This is a genomic window from Citrobacter amalonaticus (assembly GCF_018252635.1).
In the GTDB taxonomy this organism is placed as follows: Bacteria; Pseudomonadota; Gammaproteobacteria; order Enterobacterales; family Enterobacteriaceae; genus Citrobacter_A; species Citrobacter_A amalonaticus_E.
This window is the reverse complement of record NZ_JAGTXM010000004.1, coordinates 147,489-168,947: the sequence shown is the minus strand read 5'-3', so window position 1 is coordinate 168,947 and position 21,459 is coordinate 147,489. Positions and strand designations below refer to the sequence as shown.

General features: G+C 53.5%; 24 protein-coding genes. 11 read left to right on the top strand and 13 right to left on the bottom strand.

Annotated elements, in window-relative coordinates; genetic code table 11:
* Positions 1–107: 107 nt before the first annotated feature.
* Genes KE671_RS13570 through KE671_RS13560 form a run of 3 tightly spaced genes read right to left on the bottom strand, consistent with a single transcriptional unit; the run spans position 108 to position 3,414 of the window.
* Positions 108–692, bottom strand: a complete 585-nt coding sequence (locus KE671_RS13570) for a Slp family lipoprotein (RefSeq protein WP_206163371.1) — start codon at positions 690–692, stop codon at positions 108–110.
* A 58-nt stretch (positions 693–750) separates the two neighbouring features.
* Entirely contained in the window at positions 751–1,446 is a 696-nt protein-coding gene (gene tsaB / locus KE671_RS13565; RefSeq protein WP_206163370.1) for a tRNA (adenosine(37)-N6)-threonylcarbamoyltransferase complex dimerization subunit type 1 TsaB, read from the bottom strand.
* A gap of 57 nt (positions 1,447–1,503) precedes the next feature.
* Positions 1,504–3,414, bottom strand: coding sequence for an ATP-dependent DNA helicase (locus KE671_RS13560; protein WP_206163369.1), 1,911 nt, complete (start codon positions 3,412–3,414; stop codon positions 1,504–1,506).
* A 128-nt stretch (positions 3,415–3,542) separates the two neighbouring features.
* On the opposite strand from KE671_RS13560, the gene KE671_RS13555 reads away from it, so the two are divergent.
* Complete coding sequence (locus KE671_RS13555) at positions 3,543–3,887, top strand: RidA family protein (protein ID WP_206163368.1); 345 nt, start codon at positions 3,543–3,545, stop codon at positions 3,885–3,887.
* 7 nt (positions 3,888–3,894) lie between these two features.
* Here the strand turns inward: KE671_RS13555 and KE671_RS13550 are convergent, their stop codons facing one another.
* Complete coding sequence (locus KE671_RS13550; RefSeq protein WP_043000413.1) at positions 3,895–4,074, bottom strand: YoaH family protein; 180 nt, start codon at positions 4,072–4,074, stop codon at positions 3,895–3,897.
* 73 nt (positions 4,075–4,147) lie between these two features.
* On the opposite strand from KE671_RS13550, the gene pabB reads away from it, so the two are divergent.
* The 4 genes from pabB (at position 4,148) to KE671_RS13530 (ending at position 9,391) form a co-directional block, all read left to right on the top strand.
* A complete protein-coding gene (gene pabB / locus KE671_RS13545; RefSeq protein ID WP_206163367.1) occupies positions 4,148–5,509 on the top strand; it encodes an aminodeoxychorismate synthase component 1 in 1,362 nt (453 codons plus the stop codon).
* Positions 5,510–5,512: 3 nt separating this feature from the next.
* Positions 5,513–6,091 carry a CoA pyrophosphatase gene (locus KE671_RS13540; RefSeq protein WP_206163366.1) on the top strand — a complete coding sequence of 193 codons (579 nt, stop codon included), beginning with the start codon at positions 5,513–5,515 and terminating at the stop codon, positions 6,089–6,091.
* 185 nt (positions 6,092–6,276) lie between these two features.
* Positions 6,277–7,641, top strand: coding sequence for an L-serine ammonia-lyase (gene sdaA, locus KE671_RS13535; protein ID WP_206163365.1), 1,365 nt, complete (start codon positions 6,277–6,279; stop codon positions 7,639–7,641).
* 151 nt (positions 7,642–7,792) lie between these two features.
* A complete protein-coding gene (locus KE671_RS13530; RefSeq protein ID WP_206163364.1) occupies positions 7,793–9,391 on the top strand; it encodes an EAL domain-containing protein in 1,599 nt (532 codons plus the stop codon).
* A 6-nt stretch (positions 9,392–9,397) separates the two neighbouring features.
* On the opposite strand, the gene yoaE is transcribed toward KE671_RS13530, so the two are convergent.
* Together yoaE and KE671_RS23075 are read right to left on the bottom strand one after the other, a co-directional pair.
* Positions 9,398–10,957 (bottom strand): CNNM family cation transport protein YoaE, encoded by a 1,560-nt coding sequence (yoaE, locus tag KE671_RS13525; protein ID WP_192479141.1) that lies wholly within the window; start codon positions 10,955–10,957, stop codon positions 9,398–9,400.
* The gene (locus KE671_RS23075) at positions 10,945–11,028 is read right to left on the bottom strand and encodes a hypothetical protein (RefSeq protein ID WP_404979085.1); all 84 of its coding nucleotides are present in this window, start codon (positions 11,026–11,028) and stop codon (positions 10,945–10,947) included. Before KE671_RS23075 ends, yoaE begins: the two co-directional genes overlap by 13 nt.
* 371 nt (positions 11,029–11,399) lie before the next feature.
* Between KE671_RS23075 and manX the strand changes: the two genes are divergently transcribed.
* From manX to mntP, 5 genes are all read left to right on the top strand, one after another.
* Positions 11,400–12,368 carry a PTS mannose transporter subunit IIAB gene (gene manX / locus KE671_RS13520; protein ID WP_206163363.1) on the top strand — a complete coding sequence of 323 codons (969 nt, stop codon included), beginning with the start codon at positions 11,400–11,402 and terminating at the stop codon, positions 12,366–12,368.
* Positions 12,369–12,426: 58 nt separating this feature from the next.
* Positions 12,427–13,227 carry a PTS mannose/fructose/sorbose transporter subunit IIC gene (locus KE671_RS13515; protein WP_042318487.1) on the top strand — a complete coding sequence of 267 codons (801 nt, stop codon included), beginning with the start codon at positions 12,427–12,429 and terminating at the stop codon, positions 13,225–13,227.
* 12 nt (positions 13,228–13,239) lie between these two features.
* Positions 13,240–14,091: a PTS mannose transporter subunit IID gene (locus tag KE671_RS13510; RefSeq protein ID WP_042318485.1), complete on the top strand. Its 852-nt coding sequence runs from the start codon at positions 13,240–13,242 to the stop codon at positions 14,089–14,091.
* A gap of 222 nt (positions 14,092–14,313) precedes the next feature.
* A complete protein-coding gene (locus KE671_RS13505; protein ID WP_206163362.1) occupies positions 14,314–14,772 on the top strand; it encodes a DUF986 family protein in 459 nt (152 codons plus the stop codon).
* A 417-nt stretch (positions 14,773–15,189) separates the two neighbouring features.
* The gene (mntP, locus tag KE671_RS13500) at positions 15,190–15,756 is read left to right on the top strand and encodes a manganese efflux pump MntP (protein ID WP_206163361.1); all 567 of its coding nucleotides are present in this window, start codon (positions 15,190–15,192) and stop codon (positions 15,754–15,756) included.
* On the opposite strand, the gene rlmA is transcribed toward mntP, so the two are convergent.
* The 6 genes from rlmA to mgrB form a co-directional block, all read right to left on the bottom strand.
* On the bottom strand, positions 15,753–16,562 hold the full coding sequence (gene rlmA, locus KE671_RS13495; RefSeq protein WP_206163360.1) for a 23S rRNA (guanine(745)-N(1))-methyltransferase: 810 nt from the start codon (positions 16,560–16,562) through the stop codon (positions 15,753–15,755). The two genes, mntP and rlmA, sit on opposite strands and share 4 nt — an antisense overlap.
* Positions 16,563–16,625: 63 nt before the next feature.
* Positions 16,626–18,371: a peptidoglycan glycosyltransferase FtsI gene (gene ftsI, locus KE671_RS13490; RefSeq protein ID WP_206163359.1), complete on the bottom strand. Its 1,746-nt coding sequence runs from the start codon at positions 18,369–18,371 to the stop codon at positions 16,626–16,628.
* Between the two features lie 220 nt (positions 18,372–18,591).
* Positions 18,592–18,801, bottom strand: a complete 210-nt coding sequence (cspE, locus tag KE671_RS13485) for a transcription antiterminator/RNA stability regulator CspE (protein ID WP_001062678.1) — start codon at positions 18,799–18,801, stop codon at positions 18,592–18,594.
* Between the two features lie 12 nt (positions 18,802–18,813).
* Entirely contained in the window at positions 18,814–18,957 is a 144-nt protein-coding gene (locus KE671_RS13480) for a DUF2627 domain-containing protein (RefSeq protein ID WP_043000402.1), read from the bottom strand.
* A 655-nt stretch (positions 18,958–19,612) separates the two neighbouring features.
* Entirely contained in the window at positions 19,613–19,900 is a 288-nt protein-coding gene (locus KE671_RS13475) for a YebO family protein (protein ID WP_206163358.1), read from the bottom strand.
* 74 nt (positions 19,901–19,974) lie between these two features.
* Positions 19,975–20,118 (bottom strand): PhoP/PhoQ regulator MgrB, encoded by a 144-nt coding sequence (mgrB, locus tag KE671_RS13470; RefSeq protein ID WP_042318479.1) that lies wholly within the window; start codon positions 20,116–20,118, stop codon positions 19,975–19,977.
* A 160-nt stretch (positions 20,119–20,278) separates the two neighbouring features.
* Here mgrB and KE671_RS13465 point away from each other — a divergent pair, with 160 nt between their 5' ends.
* Positions 20,279–20,518, top strand: coding sequence for a YobH family protein (locus tag KE671_RS13465; RefSeq protein ID WP_043001907.1), 240 nt, complete (start codon positions 20,279–20,281; stop codon positions 20,516–20,518).
* A gap of 109 nt (positions 20,519–20,627) precedes the next feature.
* On the opposite strand, the gene kdgR is transcribed toward KE671_RS13465, so the two are convergent.
* Entirely contained in the window at positions 20,628–21,419 is a 792-nt protein-coding gene (kdgR, locus tag KE671_RS13460) for a DNA-binding transcriptional regulator KdgR (protein ID WP_206163357.1), read from the bottom strand.
* Between the last annotated feature and the right edge of the window lie 40 nt (positions 21,420–21,459).

The following is a 21,459-nucleotide window of genomic DNA, read 5'->3' as shown; positions in this document are numbered from 1 at the left end:
ACACAACTGAAAGGTTGCGAAGCGCGTCACTATTTATTTTTCTTATGACGTTAATAAAACAGAAACAGCGGACCAGCCGCTGTTTCTTTTACTGATAATACAACGTGTTACTCTGTGACGATCGTTTGAACCTGTGCTGGACCCGGGTTATACCATCCCCAACCGCCATAGCCATACGGCCAGCCTCTTCTCCCGCCGTAGAACCACGGGTCGATCGGTTGTGGTGGCATCACCACCTGCTGAGCAAGCCGCCAGCGCTTGTAACCCGACACGTCCATTGTCATGAATTTATACGGCGTATTACCCACTTTGCCTTCAACGGTGCCGGTAATTGGCCCAACGACGGTCACCAGTTGCCCCCGGAAATCGACCGGATCGAGGAAACCATTCACATTAGCGTAAATCCGCCCGCGTGATGGTTCGCCCAGAATGGGGCGCGCTCCGCTATCGAGTGGAACGGTGGCAATTTCCAGTCGGGTTTTCCCCTGTTGGTTTTGAATGTCCACCACTTTGCCGCCAAAGCGCGCTTCCTGACCCACGTACAGTTGCGGGGCGTTCATCACGCGTACCAGATCGTCTTGCGGCGTCGGGCTGGCGCCCTTAATCGCATCCGGAACCGTGACGCACCCGCTCAACATAAGCGCAATCGCTCCCGCGAGCAGGCCTTTAACAACTTGTTTTTGAACCGCCATACTGCGACTCCTTTTCTCAGCGCATTGACCTGGTTTTTACTGGTCATACTACTGAGATTCATTCTTTTCCGGGAAGTTTCTTCCAGGCTACGTTGTTACGTAAATAAACCGGCTCAGCGTGCTCGACCGCCACGGTTTTGCCATCAGCAAACATCTGACAGGCGATCGGCAGCATATCTTCCGCCGCTGGCAGCAGGACGTCACCGTCACGCAGCGTCAGTTTGCTCTCTTTACCGAGTTCAGGCCAGGCCGGCCAACCCGTCCCGACGGTTACCCAGTCACCGGAAAGCTGTTGTAAACGCTCGGACACCTGCTCAGGTTTCAACACGGCCTCCGTCTCTTCACCGTGCCAGACGCCGTGTTCATCACGCTGATATTCGGCCCAGTAGACCTCGCCCATTCGCGCGTCAATGGCCGCCAGGACACGGGTTGCACCGGTTTTACGCCACGCGCCCTGCGCCATCGTCGCCAGCGTGGAGACGCCAATCATCGGCAGGTCTGCACCTAACGCCAACCCCTGGGCAATGCCAATTCCAATGCGCACACCGGTGAAACTACCCGGTCCACGTCCGTAGGCCAGCGCATTAAGTTCCGTCAGAGAGGTGCCGTTAGCGGCAAGAATATCCTGCACCATCGGCAGGATGCGTTGAGTATGTTCTCGTGGGCAAAGCTCAAAATGAGCAGAGTGAGTACCGTCGTTCCACAGCGCCACTGAACAGGCTTCTGTGGCGGTATCGATAGCCAGAATTCGCATGAGTCTTCGTGCTTAGATCAATAAAATGGCCCGCATCTTACCATACTCCGTAACAAATTACTCGGAGGATGGTATGGCGAGGAATCGCACGGCACGGGCGATATCCCGGGTGCGCGGCGCTGGCGGCAGACTGGCAAGAAACGTCGCGCCGTAAGGTCGCATCACCAGTCGGTTGTCACAAATCACCAGCACCCCACGGTCATCAGCATCACGGATCAAACGGCCAACACCCTGTTTCAGCGTAATCACCGCATCAGGCAGTTGCACCTCATCAAACGGATCGCCGCCACGTAAACGGCAGTCTTCCATTCGCGCCTTCAGCAGCGGATCGTCCGGCGACGTAAACGGCAGTTTGTCGATGATCACCAGCGACAGTGTATCGCCGCGCACGTCCACCCCTTCCCAGAAACTGCTGGTCGCCACCAACAAGGCGTTACCCGCGCTGACGAACTGTTGCAGCAGTTGCCCTTTGCTGGTTTCCCCCTGCAACAGCACCGGAAGCGTCATGGTAGCGCGGAACTGCTCCGCCAGATCGCGCATCATCGCGTGCGACGTACAGAGCATAAAACAGCGCCCGTTGTTCGCTTCGATGATCGGTCTTAACATTGCCGCCAGCTGTCGCGCCGCACCCGGTTGATTGGTTTGTGGCAGATTGCGCGGCACGCAGAGCAGGGCCTGGCGGGTGTAATCAAACGGACTCGGCAACAGCATTGATTCCGCCTCCTCAATCCCCAGACGCGCTGTAAAGTGATGCAGGTCATCATTCACCGACAGCGTTGCGGAGGTGAAAATCCAGCTTCCTGGCTTCTGCGCCATCACCTCTTTGAACTTATCCGCCACCGTCAGCGGGGTCAGCGCGAGGGTGAAATTGCGCGAGGTACATTCATACCAGTAGCTGTAGCCGGGCTGGTTGATCTCTTTCAACCGTTTGAGACGCGCGCGATACAACGTAGCGCGCTCAAACGCGGCATCAAGCAACGCCGAACGTCCGAGAGACAATTTCGCCACGTCGTAACACAGCTCCAGTGTGTCATCGAGCAGTAAAAACGCGCGCTGCACCCGCTGGTCGGCCAACAGTTCACGCAGGTTGCCGCGATATCCCGGTTCGCCCAGTTGCAGACGGAAGTCCTGCGCGCTTTGCGCCAGACGGTCGGCGCATTTCTGTAACTGCTGGGTGTCTTTCAGCTCGGTACGATAGGCAATGGTGATGTCCTTCGCCAGATCCATCAACTGACGACTGGAGAGCGACTGACCAAAATACTGGCTGGCGATATCCGGTAGCTGATGGGCTTCATCGAAAATCATCACCTCCGCCTCCGGGATCAACTCACCGAAACCGCTCTCTTTGACCACCATATCGGCCAGAAAAAGATGGTGGTTCACCACCACTACGTCCGCGTCCATCGCCTTTTTACGCGCTTTCACTACAAAGCAGTCTTTATACAGTGGGCAGTCGCTGCCGAGACAGTTGTCGTTGGTGCTGGTGACCAGAGGCCAGGCCTGTGAATCCTCGGGCACGCTGACACATGTACTGATGTCGCCATCTTCGGTCTGATTCGACCACGAGCGCAGCAGAATCACATCGCTTAAGGTCTGAACAGGCAGATCGCCGCCCGCGAGTGCCTGTTGTTCAAGGCGCTCCAGGCATAAATAGTTTGAACGACCTTTTAACAGGGCCAGCCTTCCGGTGTACTTCAGCGCATTGGCGACCGTCGGCAGATCGCGGCTGTATAGCTGATCCTGCAACGCCTTCGATCCGGTCGAGATAATCACTTTCTTTTTTGCGCGCAGCGCCGGTGCCAGATAGGCGTAGGTTTTCCCCGTCCCCGTTCCGGCTTCTACCACCAGAGGCTGTGATTTTTGAATGGACTGAGCGACGGCCATCGCCATCTGCCGCTGTGGTTCGCGCGGTTTGAAACCCGGTATCGCTTTAGCCAGTTGACCTTCTGGTGCAAAATCGTCCGTCACACTACCCCCTGTTGATTTGAACAGGGATTATGTCAGGCCACAGCGGCTTACGCCAGTTGAAGAGGTGACGCCGTGCTGACAATATGGCAGTCTTGCCATTTTATGCAGAACGTAAAGAGGAAGGCTTTATGACTATCATCCGTATTGATGCCGAAGATCGTTGGTCTGACGTGGTGATCCACAACAATACGCTCTACTACACTGGCGTGCCGGCAAACCTTGATGCCGATGCCTTCGAGCAGACTGCCAACACGCTGGCACAGATTGACGCCGCGCTGGAACAGCAAGGCAGCAACAAATCACGCATTCTTGATGCCACCATTTTCCTTGCTGATAAGAGTGATTTCGCGGCGATGAACAAAGCCTGGGACGCCTGGGTTGTGGCCGGTCACGCGCCGGTACGCTGCACTGTCCAGGCCGGGTTAATGAACCCGAAATACAAAGTTGAGATTAAGGTAGTCGCCGCGGTGTAAGCCGGGGCTACTCGTCTTCATCCTCAAAACGCGCCACAATCCGCTCGCCGGTATGGGTGGCGCGCAGTTCTTCGGCTACCAGCGCAATCGCCTGACCGCTGCTCATTCCCTGTGACATCAGTTCCTGAATACGCTCAACGGCTTTCTGTTGCTGCTCGTGACTGAGTGAAGGTAAACCTGCAAACATCGTTAACTCCTGCTAAATTGTCTGCGCTAATTATTCCATGCAACCCGAAACATAGCCAGTACAGTCAGGATCAATGAAGACGTTATCTCCCGCAATTATCACACTCCCCTGGCATCAGGACGCCGCCGAACACTATTTCGCGCCGATAAGCCATCTGCCATGGGCGATGCTGCTGCATTCCGGTCACGCGGAACACCCGCATAGCCGTTTTGACATCGTGGTTGCCGACCCGCTTTGCACCGTGAAAACGCACGGCGAAGCGACGCAGATTTGTGATGCGCAGGGCTGTCGTCTTACGCATGACGATCCGCTAACGGTCTTGCAAAATGCGCTGACCTCGCTGAACCTTCAGCCGCCAGTGAACACCGATTTACCGTTCCAGGGCGGTGCGCTGGGGTTATTTGGCTACGATCTGGGACGCCGCTTCGAATCGTTACCCAGCCATGCCCGGCAGGATATCGCGCTGGCTGACATGGCGATGGGTCTCTACGACTGGGCGCTGATTGTCGATCACCAGCGCCAGGCCGTGAGCCTGCTCAGCCACACGGATGCACGGGCCAGGCTCGCCTGGCTGGAAAGCCAGCAGCCCCCTACGCGTACGCCGTTCAGATTAACCGCTGACTGGCACTCGAATATGACGCGTGAGCAATATGGCGAGAAATTCCGCCAGGTGCAGGCATATCTGCACAGCGGCGACTGCTATCAGGTCAATCTGGCCCAGCGTTTTCAGGCGTCTTATCAGGGCGATGAGTGGCTGGCCTTCGAACGGCTTAATCAGGCGAACCGCGCCCCGTTCAGCGCGTTTTTACGCCTGGATGATGGCGCCATTCTGAGCCTGTCGCCAGAACGGTTTATTCTTCTGGCTGACGGCGACATTCAGACCCGCCCCATTAAAGGCACCCTGCCGCGATTGCCACTGGAAAAGGCAGACCGGGAACAGGCGCAGAAACTGGCGAACTCAGCGAAGGATCGGGCGGAAAATTTAATGATTGTCGATCTGATGCGCAATGACATTGGCCGCGTGGCGGTACCGGGTTCGGTGAAAGTGCCGGAGTTGTTCGTGGTCGAACCCTTCCCGGCGGTGCATCATCTGGTCAGCACCGTAACCGCACGATTACCCACCACACGGCATGCCTGCGACCTGCTCCGCGCCGCGTTTCCGGGTGGCTCGATTACCGGGGCACCGAAAGTGCGAGCGATGGAAATTATTGATGAGCTGGAACCCCACCGGCGCAACGCCTGGTGCGGCAGTATCGGTTACCTGAGCGTCTGCGGCAATATGGATACCAGCATTACCATCCGCACCCTGACCGCCGTCGATGGTCAACTGTACTGTTCCGCTGGCGGCGGTATTGTCGCTGATAGCGAGGAACAGGCGGAATATCAGGAAACCTTTGATAAAGTTAATCGTATCCTGCAACAACTGGAGAACTGAGACGTGGAGAACAAAAGCCTGACGCTGGATGATTTTTTATCGCGCTTCCAACTTTTGCGCCCACAGATTAATCGCGAGTCGCTGAACCTGCGCCAGGCCGCTGTGCTCATTCCCGTGGTTCGCCGCCCGCAGCCAGGGCTGCTGTTGACCCAGCGGTCAGTGCATTTACGCAAACACGCCGGACAGGTAGCTTTCCCCGGCGGTGCCGTTGACAACACCGATGCTTCGCTCATCGCCGCCGCGCTACGTGAAGCCGAAGAAGAAGTGGCGATCCCCCCCGAGGCCGTGGAGGTGATCGGCGTGCTGCCGCCGGTCGATAGCGTGACCGGTTTCCAGGTCACGCCGGTGGTTGGCATTATTCCGCCAAATCTGCCTTACCGCGCCAGCGAAGACGAGGTTTCCGCCGTCTTTGAAATGCCGCTGGCGCAGGCGCTGCAATTAGGCCGCTATCATCCGCTTGATGTGTGGCGTCGCGGTGATTCACATCGCGTATGGCTTTCGTGGTATGAACATTATTTCGTCTGGGGCATGACCGCCGGAATTATTCGTGAACTGGCGCTACAAATTGGTGTGAAGCCCTGACTATACTTATCTTTACGCACAGAAGACACAACCTGAAACTCCCGTCACAACATTAGTAAAAACGCGGTTAGTCATTAGTTTAATTCATGTGAATAGTTAAGCCGATCCCCGCGTTCCCTCTTACACTATGCGCAGTTATTACATCGTTTCTGGAAGTTTCCAGTCACCCTGTCAGGAGTATTATCGTGATTAGTCTATTCGACATGTTTAAGGTGGGGATTGGTCCCTCATCTTCCCATACTGTAGGGCCTATGAAGGCGGGTAAACAGTTCGTCGATGACCTGGTCGAAAAAGGATTACTGGATAGCGTTACTCGTGTTGCGGTCGACGTGTATGGTTCACTGTCGCTCACGGGTAAAGGTCACCACACCGATATCGCCATTATTATGGGTCTGGCAGGCAATGAGCCCGCCACCGTGGATATTGACAGTATCCCCGGCTTCATCCGCGATGTAGAGACGCGCGGTCGTTTGCTGCTGGCACACGGTCAGCACGAAGTAGATTTCCCCCAAAACGACGGTATGCGTTTTCATAATGGCAACCTGCCGCTGCACGAAAACGGTATGCAAATCCATGCGTATAACGGCGATGCCGTCGTTTACAGCAAAACCTACTACTCCATCGGCGGCGGTTTTATCGTCGATGAAGAGCACTTTGGTCAGGATGCGGCAAATGAGGTGAGCGTTCCTTACCCGTTTAAATCCGCTACTGAGTTGCTGGAGTACTGTAACAGCACCGGTTTGTCCCTGTCCGGACTGGCAATGCAGAACGAACTGGCCTTGCACGACAAAAAAGAGATTGAAGACTATTTCGGTCACGTCTGGCAGACCATGCAGGCCTGTATCGATCGCGGTATGAATACCGAAGGCGTGTTGCCGGGCCCACTGCGCGTTCCGCGTCGCGCCTCTGCGCTGCGTCGGATGCTGGTTTCCAGCGATAAGCTCTCTAACGACCCGATGAATGTGATCGACTGGGTGAACATGTTCGCCCTCGCGGTTAACGAAGAGAACGCGGCAGGCGGTCGGGTGGTCACCGCGCCAACCAACGGCGCGTGCGGTATCGTGCCTGCCGTTCTGGCCTACTACGATCACTTTATTGAGTCCGTCAGCCCGGATATCTATACCCGCTACTTCCTGGCGGCAGGCGCTATCGGCGCGTTGTACAAGATGAATGCCTCGATTTCGGGAGCGGAAGTCGGCTGTCAGGGCGAAGTCGGTGTGGCCTGTTCAATGGCGGCGGCCGGTCTTGCAGAACTGCTGGGTGCGAGCCCGGAGCAGGTGTGCGTTGCCGCTGAAATCGGCATGGAACATAACCTGGGGCTGACCTGCGACCCGGTTGCCGGTCAGGTGCAGGTGCCGTGCATTGAACGTAATGCGATTGCCTCTGTGAAAGCGATCAACGCCGCTCGGATGGCGATGCGTCGTACCAGCGCGCCGCGCGTCTCACTGGATAAGGTCATCGAAACGATGTACGAAACCGGTAAGGATATGAACGCCAAATACCGCGAAACATCGCGCGGTGGCCTGGCGATCAAAGTTCAGTGCGACTAAAAATGTGAGTAAGTAACACTAATACTTCTTCCTCGCCCATCTGCAACGGATGGGCGAAATTTTGCCCTCTTTCTCGTCTGCCTGATGTTTCCCCACTACACTTGCTCTGTTACGGTTGGCTTTTGGGGCTGACGATTATCAGGTGGCCCGCATGCAGACAGCACAACGGATCATAAAAAAATATCGTCGCAAACGCTTTATCCTGTGCGTACTTTGTGCGCTCATTACGCTCATCCTGACCCTGGGCGGCCGATTTATTTCACAGCGGAATTTAAATCACCACCACACCGTGACCTTTGCCTCCAGGGCGGTCGCCACGCTCGACGAAGTGCTGCGACCGTTGCAGAATGGCCGCGATGCCCTGTTACCATTGATTGGCCTTCCCTGTTCCGCAACGCACCTCCCGCTGCGCAAACAGGCCGCCAGACTGCAAACGGTACGCGCAATCGCTCTGGTCCAGCGCGGCATACTCTACTGCTCCAGCGTTTTTGGCTATCGCAATATCCCGATTCATCAGCTTCAGCCCGATCTCCCCACTGCGAATGCGCAACTGCTGTTGTCCACCGATCCGCTGCTCATTAAAGGCAGCCCGATTCTTATCCAGTGGTACCCGGCGTCTCCTGACGGTCAGGACGGCATACTGGAAATAGTCAACATCGACCTGCTTACCGCGCTGCTCCTGGAACCGCGTAAACCGCTGATTACCGGAGCCAGTCTGACCGTCGGCAACCGCCATTTGATTTACGGGAATGGCGTGGTGGAGAGCCTGCCCGAACTGAACAATGAACAACGCTATCAACTCGCCTCACAGCACTACCCTTTTACCATTGGCGTGACCGGGCCTGCCGCAGAAGCACTGGCGCTCAAAGCCCTGCCCGCACAGTTGCCGCTGGCGTTGCTGCTCAGTCTGCTGGTGGGGTATCTGGCGTGGCTGGGCACCGCTAACCGAATGAGTTTTTCCTGGGAGATTAATCTCGCACTGGCACAGCGTGAATTTGAGCTTTTTTGTCAACCGCTGCTGAACGCGCGAACCAGGCAGTGCATGGGGGTGGAGATCCTGCTGCGTTGGAATAATCCTCGCCAGGGATGGATTTCACCGGACGTATTTATCCCCATTGCCGAAGAGCATCACCAGATCGCGCCGCTGACGCGTTATGTGTTAGCAGAAACCATTCGGCAACGTCATTTTTTCCCCATGAGCAGCCAGTTTCATATTGGCATTAATGTCGCCGCCAGCCATTTTCAGCAAGGAGAATTGCTGAAAGATCTCGATCAGTACTGGTTCAGTCAGCAGCCCATTCAGCAACTGGTGATTGAACTTACCGAGCGGGATGCGCTGCGGGATGTCGATTATCGCATCGCTCATGAGTTGCAGCGGAAAAACATCAAGCTGGCGATCGATGATTTCGGAACCGGTAACAGTTCGCTGTCATGGCTGGAAAAGCTGCGCCCTGACATTCTGAAAATTGATAAGTCTTTTACCAATGCAATTGGTACTGACGCGGTCAATTCAACGGTGACAGACATCATCATCGCCCTTGGGCAGCGCCTGCATATCGAACTGATCGCGGAAGGGGTTGAAACTCAGGAGCAGGCGCAGCATCTGCGTCGGCACGGGGTGGATTTACTGCAAGGATTTTTATTCGCAAAGCCAATGCCGCTACGTGATTTTCCGCAGTGGCTGGCGGACAGTCGCCCGCCACCACCCAGGCATAACGGACGCATCGCGCCCGTGATACCCCTGCGTTAGAGAAGATTATTCCTCTTCTTCTTGCGCAGGTTGTTCTTTAACAATGCGCACCAGATCCACGCGGTAGTCATTAGCGTCGACAATGGTAATGCTCAGCGGAGGAACCTCGATCACATCGCCCGTGCGGGGAATGTGACCATTAGCCGCGATCACCAGTCCTGCAACCGTGGCGATATCTTCGTCTTCATCAACCAGGTTATCCACCGCCAGCGCCTGTTGCAGGGCATGCAGATCGGTACCGCCTTTGACTAACCAGCCTTCGCCGTCAACGGTAATTTCCGGTGTTTCATCGGCATCCGGGAACTCACCGGCAATGGCCTCAAGAACATCCAGCGGCGTAACGAGGCCCTGCACCACACCAAATTCGTTGGTGACGATAACAAAACTACCACGTGCACGACGCAGGACACCCAGCAGGTTGATAGGATCCAGCGTTTCCGGCACCACGATAGCCGGTGAAGCCGACGCGATTGCCGCGACGTCGACGCCCTCTTCCAGCGCCACCAGCAGCTCTTTCGCCCGCACGATACCGATGATCTCATCCAGTTCACCACGGCACACCGGGAACAGGCTGTGTGGCGAGGAGAGCAACTGCTCGCGGATCTCATCGACGCTCAGATTGGCATCCACCCAGCTGATTTCACCGCGCGGAGTCATGATGCCACGCAGCGAGCGTTGTGCCAGCGTCAGTACGCCGTTAATCATATAGCGTTCCTCTTCCGCAAAAGCCCCTTCCGGAATCGGAACGGCAGCCTGACTGTCGGATTCATGCGCCACCGCCGCCTGGCGTTTTCCGCCCATCAGACGCAGGATAGCGTCAGCCGTACGCGCACGCAGCGGCAACGTTGACTGATGGCGAATAAAGTTGCGACGCGCAATCTGGTTAAACACTTCGATAATGATCGAGAAGCCAATCGCGGCGTACAGGTAACCCTTAGGAATATGGAAACCAAAACCTTCGGCGACCAGACTCAAACCAATCATCAACAGGAAGCTCAGACAGAGCACCACCACCGTCGGATGTTGGTTGACGAAACGCGTCAGCGGCTTGGACGCCAGCAGCATCACCGCCATCGCGATCACTACCGCCGCCATCATCACAGGCAGATGGTTCACCATACCGACGGCCGTAATCACTGCATCCAGCGAGAATACCGCATCCAGGATAACGATCTGCGTCACGACCACCCAGAAGCTGGCATACCCTTTACCATGCCCGGAGTCGTGTTCGCGGTTTTCCAGCCGTTCATGAAGTTCCGTCGTGGCTTTAAACAACAGGAATATCCCCCCCAGCAGCATGATCAGATCGCGACCGGAGAAGGTGAAATCCATGACGGTGAACAGCGGTTGGGTCAGAGTGACCATCCACGAAATAATGGACAACAGGGCCAGACGCATCACGAGCGCCAGGGATAAACCAATCAGACGTGCTTTGTCACGCTGCTTCGGCGGCAGCTTATCCGCAAGGATCGCAATAAAAACCAGGTTATCGATGCCCAAGACAATTTCCAGGACGACAAGCGTGAGCAAACCCGCCCAAATCGAGGGGTCCATTAAGAATTCCATGACAAGCTCCTGCTTAAGGAATGGTTAACAGGCGATAAAACACAGTGCAGACAAAACGTGTGGCAAGACATGCCAGACTGGCAGGCGCGATACGGCCTGAAGGTGAAATGACGTCGGTGACGATCCATACAGCGGGCTAGTGCCCTATACTCCTGGTAAGTTAAACAGAACGTAAACATAACAGAGGAAACGTGTTTTTGGCAAAGATTTACCTTCCTTTGCAAAGAGTTGTAACAGGGATATTTTACTCTACGAAATTTCTCATTGGCGAAAACTAAATTACGGATCTTCATCACATAAAATATTTTTTTCGATATCTAAAATAATTCGCGGACATCATATGTTTTTCATTGTAACCCTTATCTGAATCGATTCTGTTGCGGACGGCGATTCAAATACATCTCTTACGTTGATGTGTTAACGATAATAAAGGAGGTAGCAAGTGACCATTGCTATTGTTATAGGCACACATGGTTGGGCTGCAGAGCAGTTACTCAAGACAGCAGAAATGCTGTTAGGCGAGCAGGAAAACGTCGGCTGGATCGATTTCGTGCCCGGCGAGAATGCTGAAACGCTGATTGAAAAGTACAACGCTCAGTTGGCAAAACTCGATACCCGTAACGGCGTGCTGTTTCTCGTCGATACATGGGGAGGCAGTCCGTTCAACGCTGCCAGCCGCATTGTCGTCGACAAAGAACAGTATGAAGTGATTGCCGGGGTAAACATCCCTATGCTGGTCGAAACGCTGATGGCGCGTGACGACAACCCAGGCTTCGACGAACTGGTCGCGCTGGCTGTTGAAACCGGTCGCGAAGGCGTGAAAGCGCTGAAAGCGAAACCGGTGGACAAGGCCGCCCCTGCCCCCGTCGCAGCGGCTCCCAAAGCCGTGGATCCGGCAAAACCGATGGGACCGAACGATTATATGCAAATCGGTCTTGCACGTATTGATGACCGTTTAATCCACGGTCAGGTAGCTACCCGCTGGACCAAAGAAACCAACGTAACCCGCATTATCGTCGTCAGCGATGAAGTGGCTGCAGACACTGTGCGCAAAACGCTGTTGACGCAGGTGGCGCCTCCTGGCGTGACCGCTCACGTAGTGGATGTGGCCAAGATGATTCGCGTTTACAACAACCCGAAATACGCTGGCGAACGTGTGATGCTGCTGTTCACCAATCCAACCGATGTTGAGCGCATTGTCGAGGGCGGCGTAAAAATCACCTCCGTAAACATTGGCGGTATGGCTTTCCGTCAGGGGAAAACGCAGGTTAACAACGCCATCTCTGTCGATGAGAAAGACATCGAGGCCTTTAACAAACTTAATGCCCGCGGTATTGAGCTTGAGGCGCGTAAAGTGTCGACCGATCAGAAACTGAAAATGATGGATTTGATTGCCAAAGTGGGTAAGTAACCCCTGGCATTGAATGAGCTTTCACACTTAAGGCTGTTATAGCAATAGGAGAAGTACAATGGAGATTACCACTCTTCAGATTGTGCTGGTGTTCATCGTCGCATGTATCGCGGGTATGGAGTCGGTACTCGATGAATTTCAGTTCCACCGCCCACTGGTGGCCTGTACGCTGATTGGCGCCGTTCTCGGGGATATGAAAACCGGTATTATCATCGGTGGTACCCTGGAAATGATCGCCCTGGGCTGGATGAACATCGGTGCTGCCGTTGCACCTGATGCCGCACTGGCGTCCATTATTTCTACCGTTCTGGTTATTGCGGGCCACCAAAGCATCGGTGCCGGTATCGCGCTGGCGATTCCGCTGGCTGCAGCAGGCCAGGTTCTGACCATCATCGTTCGTACTATCACCGTGGCATTCCAGCACGCGGCGGATAAAGCGGCGGAAAACGGTAACCTGACGGCGCTCTCCTGGCTGCATGTCTCTTCCCTGTTCCTGCAGGCGATGCGTATCGCTATCCCGGCGGTTATCGTTGCGATTTCCGTAGGGACCAGCGAAGTTCAGGGCATGCTGAATGCGATTCCGGAAGTGGTGACTGGCGGTCTGAACATCGCCGGCGGCATGATCGTTGTGGTTGGTTACGCGATGGTTATCAATATGATGCGTGCAGGCTACCTGATGCCGTTCTTCTACCTCGGCTTCGTGACGGCGGCATTTACTAACTTCAACCTGGTTGCTCTGGGTGTGATTGGTGCGGTAATGGCTATCCTCTACATCCAACTGAGCCCGAAATATAACCGCGTGGCGGGTGCTCCAGCGCAGGCTGCGGGTGACAACTCCCTCGATAACGAACTGGACTAGCAGGTGAGCGAAATGGTTGATATGACTAAAACTACCACTGAGAAAAAACTCACACAGAGTGACATTCGTGGCGTGTTCATTCGTTCTAACCTGTTTCAGGGTTCATGGAACTTCGAACGTATGCAGGCGCTGGGTTTCTGCTTCTCCATGGTACCGGCAATTCGTCGCCTGTATCCGGAGAACAACGATGCGCGTAAACAAGCTATCAAGCGTCACCTGGAATTTTTTAACACCCATCCGTACGTTGCGGCACCGGTTCTCGGCGTAACGCTGGCGATGGAAGAACAGCGTGCTAACGGCGCAGAGATTGACGATGGTGCCATCAACGGTATCAAAGTTGGTCTGATGGGTCCGCTGGCTGGCGTGGGCGACCCGATTTTCTGGGGTACTGTACGTCCGGTATTCGCCGCGTTGGGTGCGGGCATCGCCATGAGCGGCAGCCTGCTCGGCCCACTGCTGTTCTTCATTCTGTTTAACGCTGTCCGTCTGCTGACCCGTTACTACGGCGTCGCTTACGGTTATCGCAAAGGTGTCGATATCGTTAAGGATATGGGCGGCGGCTTCCTGCAAAAACTGACCGAGGGGGCGTCAATCCTCGGCCTGTTTGTCATGGGGGCGTTGGTGAACAAGTGGACACACGTTAACATCCCGCTGGTGGTTTCAACCATCACCGGTCAGGATGGGCAGACACGTGTCACCACTGTACAGACCATTCTCGACCAGTTGATGCCGGGTCTGGTTCCGCTGCTGCTGACCTTCGCCTGTATGTGGCTGCTGCGTAAGAAAGTGAACCCACTGTGGATTATCGTTGGCTTCTTCGTCATCGGTATTGCGGGTTACGCCGTTGGCCTGTTGGGTCTGTAAGACTGTTGTACACTGCCGGGGCCTATAAGGCCCCGTCAGACCGCTGACAAAGAAAGAAAAACGTGGTTTTTCCTTCTTTGTGGTTATCTGCCGAAAATCAATGAATTGATTTTCCTGTTTTTAATAAGGTGATCTCTGCTTGTCCGGTATCGGGATAAAGTTTGTCATCACTCTCCCGGGGCCTATAAGGCCCCGTTTTTTTATCTGGAGGAACAAGGCTCAATGACTATCACGGACCTGGTGCTGGTTTTGTTTATTGCCGCGTTACTGGCTTACGCCATTTACGATCAGTTCATCATGCCACGCCGCAATGGCCCGACTCTGCTTGCTATCCCGCTGTTGCGTCGAAGCCGCGTAGACAGCGTCATCTTCATTGGACTCATCGCGATTCTTATCTACAACAATGTCACCAGCCATGGGGCTGTCGTGACCACCTGGTTATTATGTGCCCTGGCGTTAATGGGGTTTTATATTTTCTGGATCCGGGTACCGAAAATCCTCTTCAAACAGGGTGGCTTTTTCTTCGCCAACGTATGGATAGAATATAACCGCATTAAAGAGATGAATTTATCGGAAGATGGTGTTCTGGTGATGCAATTAGAACAACGGCGCCTGCTTATTCGTGTGCGTAATATCGACGATCTGGAAAGAATATATAAACTTCTCGTTTCATCTCAGTAAGTTATAGATATAGCCTGAGCTTTGTTTTTCGCAATTTAATTGTAGTTAAAAACATAGCTAAGGCTATAATGCACCTGCGTAAATGTTATTTATTTTAACGTTCTATCTACCAATAAATCTAAATGAAAATCGTTTTCAACTAAAGGTCAAATAATATTTCTCCGTTGTTGTTTTATATTCTCAAAATATGTTAAGGTTGCGCCGTCATTTGGGGAGTAGCCGATTTCCAGACTCCGGAAATGTACGTGTCAACATACTCGTTGCAAAACGTGGCACGTACGGACTGAAATCTCTTTCAGTCAGGCGAGACCATAGGCACATCAACTGCTATGCATACGGTATGAGCCCTGAGTTCAGGTGTGCATGTTTACTGGGGGCAGTGGTGTGTTTTATGGAAACCCCGGTCAGGACGCTGTTATGAATATCACCGCCACTCTCATTCTCGCTTTCGGCATGTCGATGGATGCTTTTGCTGCATCAATTGGCAAAGGCGCGGCCCTGCATAAACCCAAATTCTCTGAAGCCCTGCGTACCGGTTTGATCTTCGGCGCAGTGGAAACATTGACGCCGCTTATCGGCTGGGCGCTGGGTATGTTAGCCAGTAAATTCGTGCTGGAATGGAATCACTGGATTGCCTTCATCCTGCTGGCCTTTCTGGGCGGACGGATGATTATTGAAGGATGTCGTGGGACGGATGACGATGACGATGAACCGCTGCGCCGTCACGGTTTCTGGTTACTGGTCACTACGGCTATCGCCACTAGCCTCGATGCCATGGCTGTCGGCGTGGGACTGGCGTTCCTGCAGGTTAACATTGTCGCTACTGCACTGGCTATCGGCTGCGCCACGCTTATCATGTCCACACTGGGAATGATGGTTGGTCGCTTCATTGGCCCGCTGCTTGGCAAACGGGCTGAAATTCTGGGTGGGGCCGTACTGATCGGTATCGGCGTCCAGATCCTCTGGACGCACTTCCACGGTTAATCTGCACGCTGCCAGAGGTGAAGACGAAAATCCGTCTGGCAGTCAAACATTTCGCTGTCCGACAGCTGTTCCCAAACCTCCGGTTTCGCCCGCCAGGCAAAAGGCGTCATCTGCAGTAGCGCCACGGCTTCCTTGCCACTCAGGCGCATCGGATACGCCAGTGTGATATCCTCTCGCAGAGTGAATCCTTCCAGTTGCTCGGTATGCGGAGCATGGAGTCGGACCTCATCGTAAATCAACCCTTTCAACTCCATTAAATGCCGCGGTCCCGGCGTTGCCGTAAAAACCCATCCGTTCGGCTTGACTACGCGCGCCAGTTCTTGCGCTTTACACGGCGCGTAAATCCGCACAATCGCATCCTGACTGGCATCAGCAAACGGCAAACGATGGCTCGAGGCGACACAGAATGTCACCTGTGGATAGCGTCTGGCCGCCGCTTTGATCGCCACTTTCGCCACATCCAGTCCACAGGTGGTCGCCGTCGGCAACGCATCGGCAAAGGCGTGAGTGTAATACCCTTCCCCACACCCGATATCAAGAATCGAGCTCGCTGTCGCGTCGAGGTGCGAGGAAAGTTGATCAACAATGGCATCACGCAGTGGCTGATAGTGTCCGGCATCGAGAAACGCACGCCGCGCCTGCATCATCTCCGCGCTGTCGCCTGGATCGCGCGAACGCTTATGCTGTACCGGCAACAGGTTAACGTACCCCTCTTTTGCCACATCAAACTGATGCCGCTGCGGACAGATGAAACTGTTATTGACGTGCGCAAGGGGCTGGTGACAAAGTGGGCAGGAAAACGACATAACAACTCCGGCAGGTGAATTCAGGGCGCAAGTGTAACGCGATTTACGCCCCGGGAGAATCACTTAGCGCATGGAGAGCGTCCGCGGATTACCCTGTAGTACCAGCAAATGACTGGAGTCGGCGGGCATTCCATCCGGTTTGACGTTTTCCAGCCGCAGCACATCGCCCATGATCTGGCTGAAAACCGGTGCAGACACCGCGCCACCGTAATAGGCCCCGTTCTGCGGATCGTTGATCACCACCACCAGCGCAAACTTCGGGTTACTTGCCGGTGCCACCCCTGCGGTATATGCCACATATTTATCGATATATTGACCGTTATCGCCGATCTTCTTCGCCGTCCCGGTTTTAACCGCCACGCGATAATCCCTAACCGCCGCCTTCGTCCCGCCTCCCCCCGGCAGGGCGACGCTTTCCATCATATGCTCCACCTGTCTGACCAATGCTTCCGACATCACGCGCTTACCGATGACGGGCGGATCGATTCGCGTGATAGAAAGCGGTCGATACAGGCCAAAACTACCAATCGTGGCATACACGTGCGCCAGCTGTAGCGGTGTCACCATCAGGCCGTAACCAAAGGCAAAGGTCGCACGATCCAGATCGCTCCAGTAACGACGTTGCGGCATCAACCCCTGACTCTCGCCGGTGAGTCCCAACCCCGTCGGTTGCCCAAAACCAAAACGCTTATAGGTATCCACTACTCGCTGGATCGGCATCGCTAAGGAAAGATGCGACACGCCGGTGTCGCTCGATTTCTGCAAAATGCCGGTCAGCGTCAGTTCCGGATAAAAGCCCACGTCGCGGATCCGATGCCCGTCAAGGTAAAACGGATGGGTGTCGATCACGCTATCAGGCTGGACGATCCCCTGCTCAAGCGCCGTCATGATGACCAGCGGTTTCACCGTCGAACCCGGCTCGAAGGTATCGCTAATCGCCCGGTTACGAAAATCATCAAGCACCGCACCATCACGGTTGTTTGGGTTAAAATCGGGAAAACTGGCCATCGCCATAATCTCGCCAGTAGCAATGTTCACCAGCACAGCAGCGCCTGATTGCGCTTTATTCCAGCGTACCGCATTGTCCAGCGCGTCCTCGGTGACCGTCTGCAACCGCTCATCGATGCTAAGCTGCAGTTGATGCGCCGGCACAGGTTTAACTTCCGTGATGTTTTCAATCACATGACCAAACTTATCTTTGCGAACCAGGCGGGAGCCCGGCTTTCCCATTAACTGTGCATTGAAGCTTTTCTCAACCCCTTCAATACCCTGCCCGTCGATATTGGTGAAACCAATCAGATTCGCCGCGACATGACCTGCCGGGTAAAACCGACGGGATTCCTCACGCAAATTGATCCCGGGTAGATTCAGCTTATCAATCCACTTCGCCTGTTGAGGAGAAACCTGGCGCGCAAGGTAGATGAACCGCGCCGACGGATCGTGGTTAACGCGTGCTGCCAGGGTTGTGAGTGAAAGATGCAGCGTGTTGGCTAGCGCCTGCCAGCGTTCGTTGACACCAACGCCCCCTTTGCTCAACAACGTCCTGGGATCAGCCCAGACGGCATTCACCGGTACGCTGACCGCCAGTGGTCGTCCCTGCCGGTCAGTGATCATTCCACGCGGAGATGCCGTGGTAACGTCGCGCAGTGAGCGCATATTTTCTTGCCTGACCAGACGTTCGGGGTCGACAATCTGCAACCAGGCGACGCGCCCCAGCAACAGCCCCAGACTCAGCAATATGGCGATACAAAGCAGCGCAAATCGTAACGGTGTAAAACTGCGCGCCGTACTATCACTTTTCTTTTTCACCTGTTCTCCGGCAAACATGATATTCAGGTGACTGATTTAACGGGAATAACGGCGTGAAAGCGGTGAAAACTATGCTAATAACATCACGGCTTTGCAACAAAGCGCTAACGGAGGAGGCATTCAGACATACTTTGAAGGAAGATGAATGAAAAAGCCCCGCATCAGCGAGGCTTTAAATCTGAGGTTGATGCGCAGATGCGCTTCAAATCAGTGGTGTCGATCAGATAGCTGTAACGTTAACAGCAGCCGGACCTTTCTGGCCGTCCTGAATTTCGAACTCAACGTTCTGGCCTTCAGCCAGAGTTTTGAAGCCATTACCCTGGATAGCGGAGAAGTGTACGAACACATCTTTGCTGCCATCAGCCGGAGTAATAAAGCCAAAACCTTTAGACTCGTTGAACCACTTAACTTGACCTTTAATCTTTGCCATTTGCAAAATTCCTTAGAGTGTTTTCTTCGCCCGCAGGCATAACATAGATAAAACTGAGACATTACTGCTTGAGGCACTAATATAAGGTTCGGCAGAGAAGCGGTATTCAACGACAACGTGTTTACTCAGGACTTCTTTACTGAAAATGCCACACATAAACAGAACTGTACCTCGTTTAACCCAAAACGTGTTATCACATACAACGTTAATTATGGCAAGCCATTTTTAAACGTGTCTCGATCGGTCGCACAAATCTCGCCAGTCGACACAGAGTATCTGCACAGTTATGCGTCAATTCTCAAGCCGATATATTCCCGCGTGCTTGCTGGGCCCTTGTCAGACCCGCAGCGCAGCGGGGACTTTTCAACCATAGCTCAATAACTTCGCGACTTCCAGATCATCGCGATGTCGAAACATGGAGATCCACCGTTATCACAAATGCTGCTTTGTTATGCATAATTTGTTTCAACGCAAAATGACCCGTTATCATAATAACGCCGCATTTCGTTCCATCTTGATATCCTCTGTTCTTATGCACTCATTTAATGAAAGAATGATGACAATGCACAAAAATAGGGAAAGAAACGTTTCGCTTATTATAAAGACGATCATTCTCACAAAACGCGGAAGATCACATTATTAACGTATGGAAAAATATAATTAAGTATGGACCGGCAATAACAGACGCAACGGCACGGAAGGAACGGATATAGCGAAGCGACATGCGATTGCACTAATAGCGTGCAGGATAACAAAACAGGAAGGAAAGTCTGGCGAGACGCCAGCCCATTCGCTTCCTGTTACACGAGGATTAACGCTCTGCGACCAGACGGATGATATCCTCATCCTCTTGCGGGTCATTGGCCTTAGGTGACGCCTCTGTCACTTTCTCCGGCTCGTTCGCTTCACAGAGACGACGCAATAATGCATTTTGTCGCTTCTGCTGATCTAACAACGCCTCAAGCAGCTCAATCTGCTCATTGGTTCGCGAGCTCGCACGGTTGATAAAGAACCACAGCACCAGCCCAACAACCAGAACCCCCACCGATACAATCAACGGCGCAAAATTAAGCACGCCGGAATTCACTACTTCGTTCATTTCACCACCTCAATGTAGACGCGCTATTTTACCACCGCGCCACAGGAAGGAAATCAACGGATGAAAAAATGTTCTCACCAGGGGATAAATTTATTGATGGCGCAAATTCCGCTGAAAAATTGTACATCCTGGTCACACATGATGTTGAACACCTGGGCCCACAACAGCAGGCACACAAGCACTACCACCACCAGAATTATCCATCGAAACTTTTTCACTCCACTCTCCGCATCAACATCTTATGCCACCAAATTATCATGCGTTTCTTAAACCAGGACTAACTACAGAAGACATTAGCGATTTTTTAAGAATCATTTACTTGTATCAGTGAGCGTAAACGCTAAGCTCAGTCTAACGTATAGAAGAAAAGAGGTCATAATGCGTTTGATTATTCGCGCTATCGTGTTGTTTGCGCTTGTCTGGATTGGATTATTACTCAGTGGATATGGAGTGTTGATAGGCAGTCAGGAGAATGCGGCCGGACTGGGTTTGCAATGCAAGTATCTCACCGCGCGAGGAACCGCCACCGCGCAATATGTTCATACCGATAGTGGTATCATCGGATTAACGGATTGTCCGATATTGCGTAAAAGTACCGTGGTCGTCGATAACGGTTAATATCCCACCAACGCGATCAGCACCTACGTATTGCTTAAGCAGAATGTCACAGGTTTAAAGTGGCCGGCAAAGAGCCGGCCATTTCTTTCATACAGACAGCATGACATCATCAGAACGGATAATCGTTGTAACCCATCTGCTCAGAGATTTTACGCGCCGCAGTATGCAGCATCGAAACGTAGTCATGCAGGTTCTCTTCGGAAAAACGCAGCGTTGGGAAGGAGATACTCAGGCCGGCAATCACCACGCCGAAACGATCGAATACCGGTACGCCAATGCAACGCAAACCTTCTTCTTGTTCTTCGTTATCTTCGCCATAACCCTGTTCACGGACTTTATCCAGCACCGGCAGCAAGGCTTCCGTAGTGGTGATGGTGCGCCCGGTACTGCGCTTGTACTCCACGCCGTCCAGAATCTGCTTCACTTCATCACGATCGCGCCAGGCCAGCAGCACTTTACCAATCGCGGTACTGTAAAGCGGGTTGCGGCGACCCACACGCGAATACATGCGCAGGTTGTACATCGAATCAATCTTATGAATGTAGACGATGCTGTCTTCGTCCAGCGCGCCAAGGTGCACGGTTTCTTTCGTCAGACGAGAGAGTTCGCGCATCTGGATGTCCGCACTGCGGATAAGGTCAACATTCTGTAGCGCGCGAGCGCCCAGTTCAAACAGTTTCAGCGTCAGAGAATACTTCTCGGATTCACCTTCCTGTGACACATATCCCAGTGTTTTCATGGTCTGTAAAAAGCGATAAACGGTGCTTTTTGACATCATGACGCGTTGTGATAACTCGGTAATCCCTATTTCGCGCTCTTCACCCAGCGCCTGCAGAATGCCAAAGACTTTCAGCACGGAAGATACAGAATCAGGCTGTTTATCCAGATCTGCGTTAGCCATTTATCACCTCATTACGAGTGTTTTATAAAAATCAGAACAA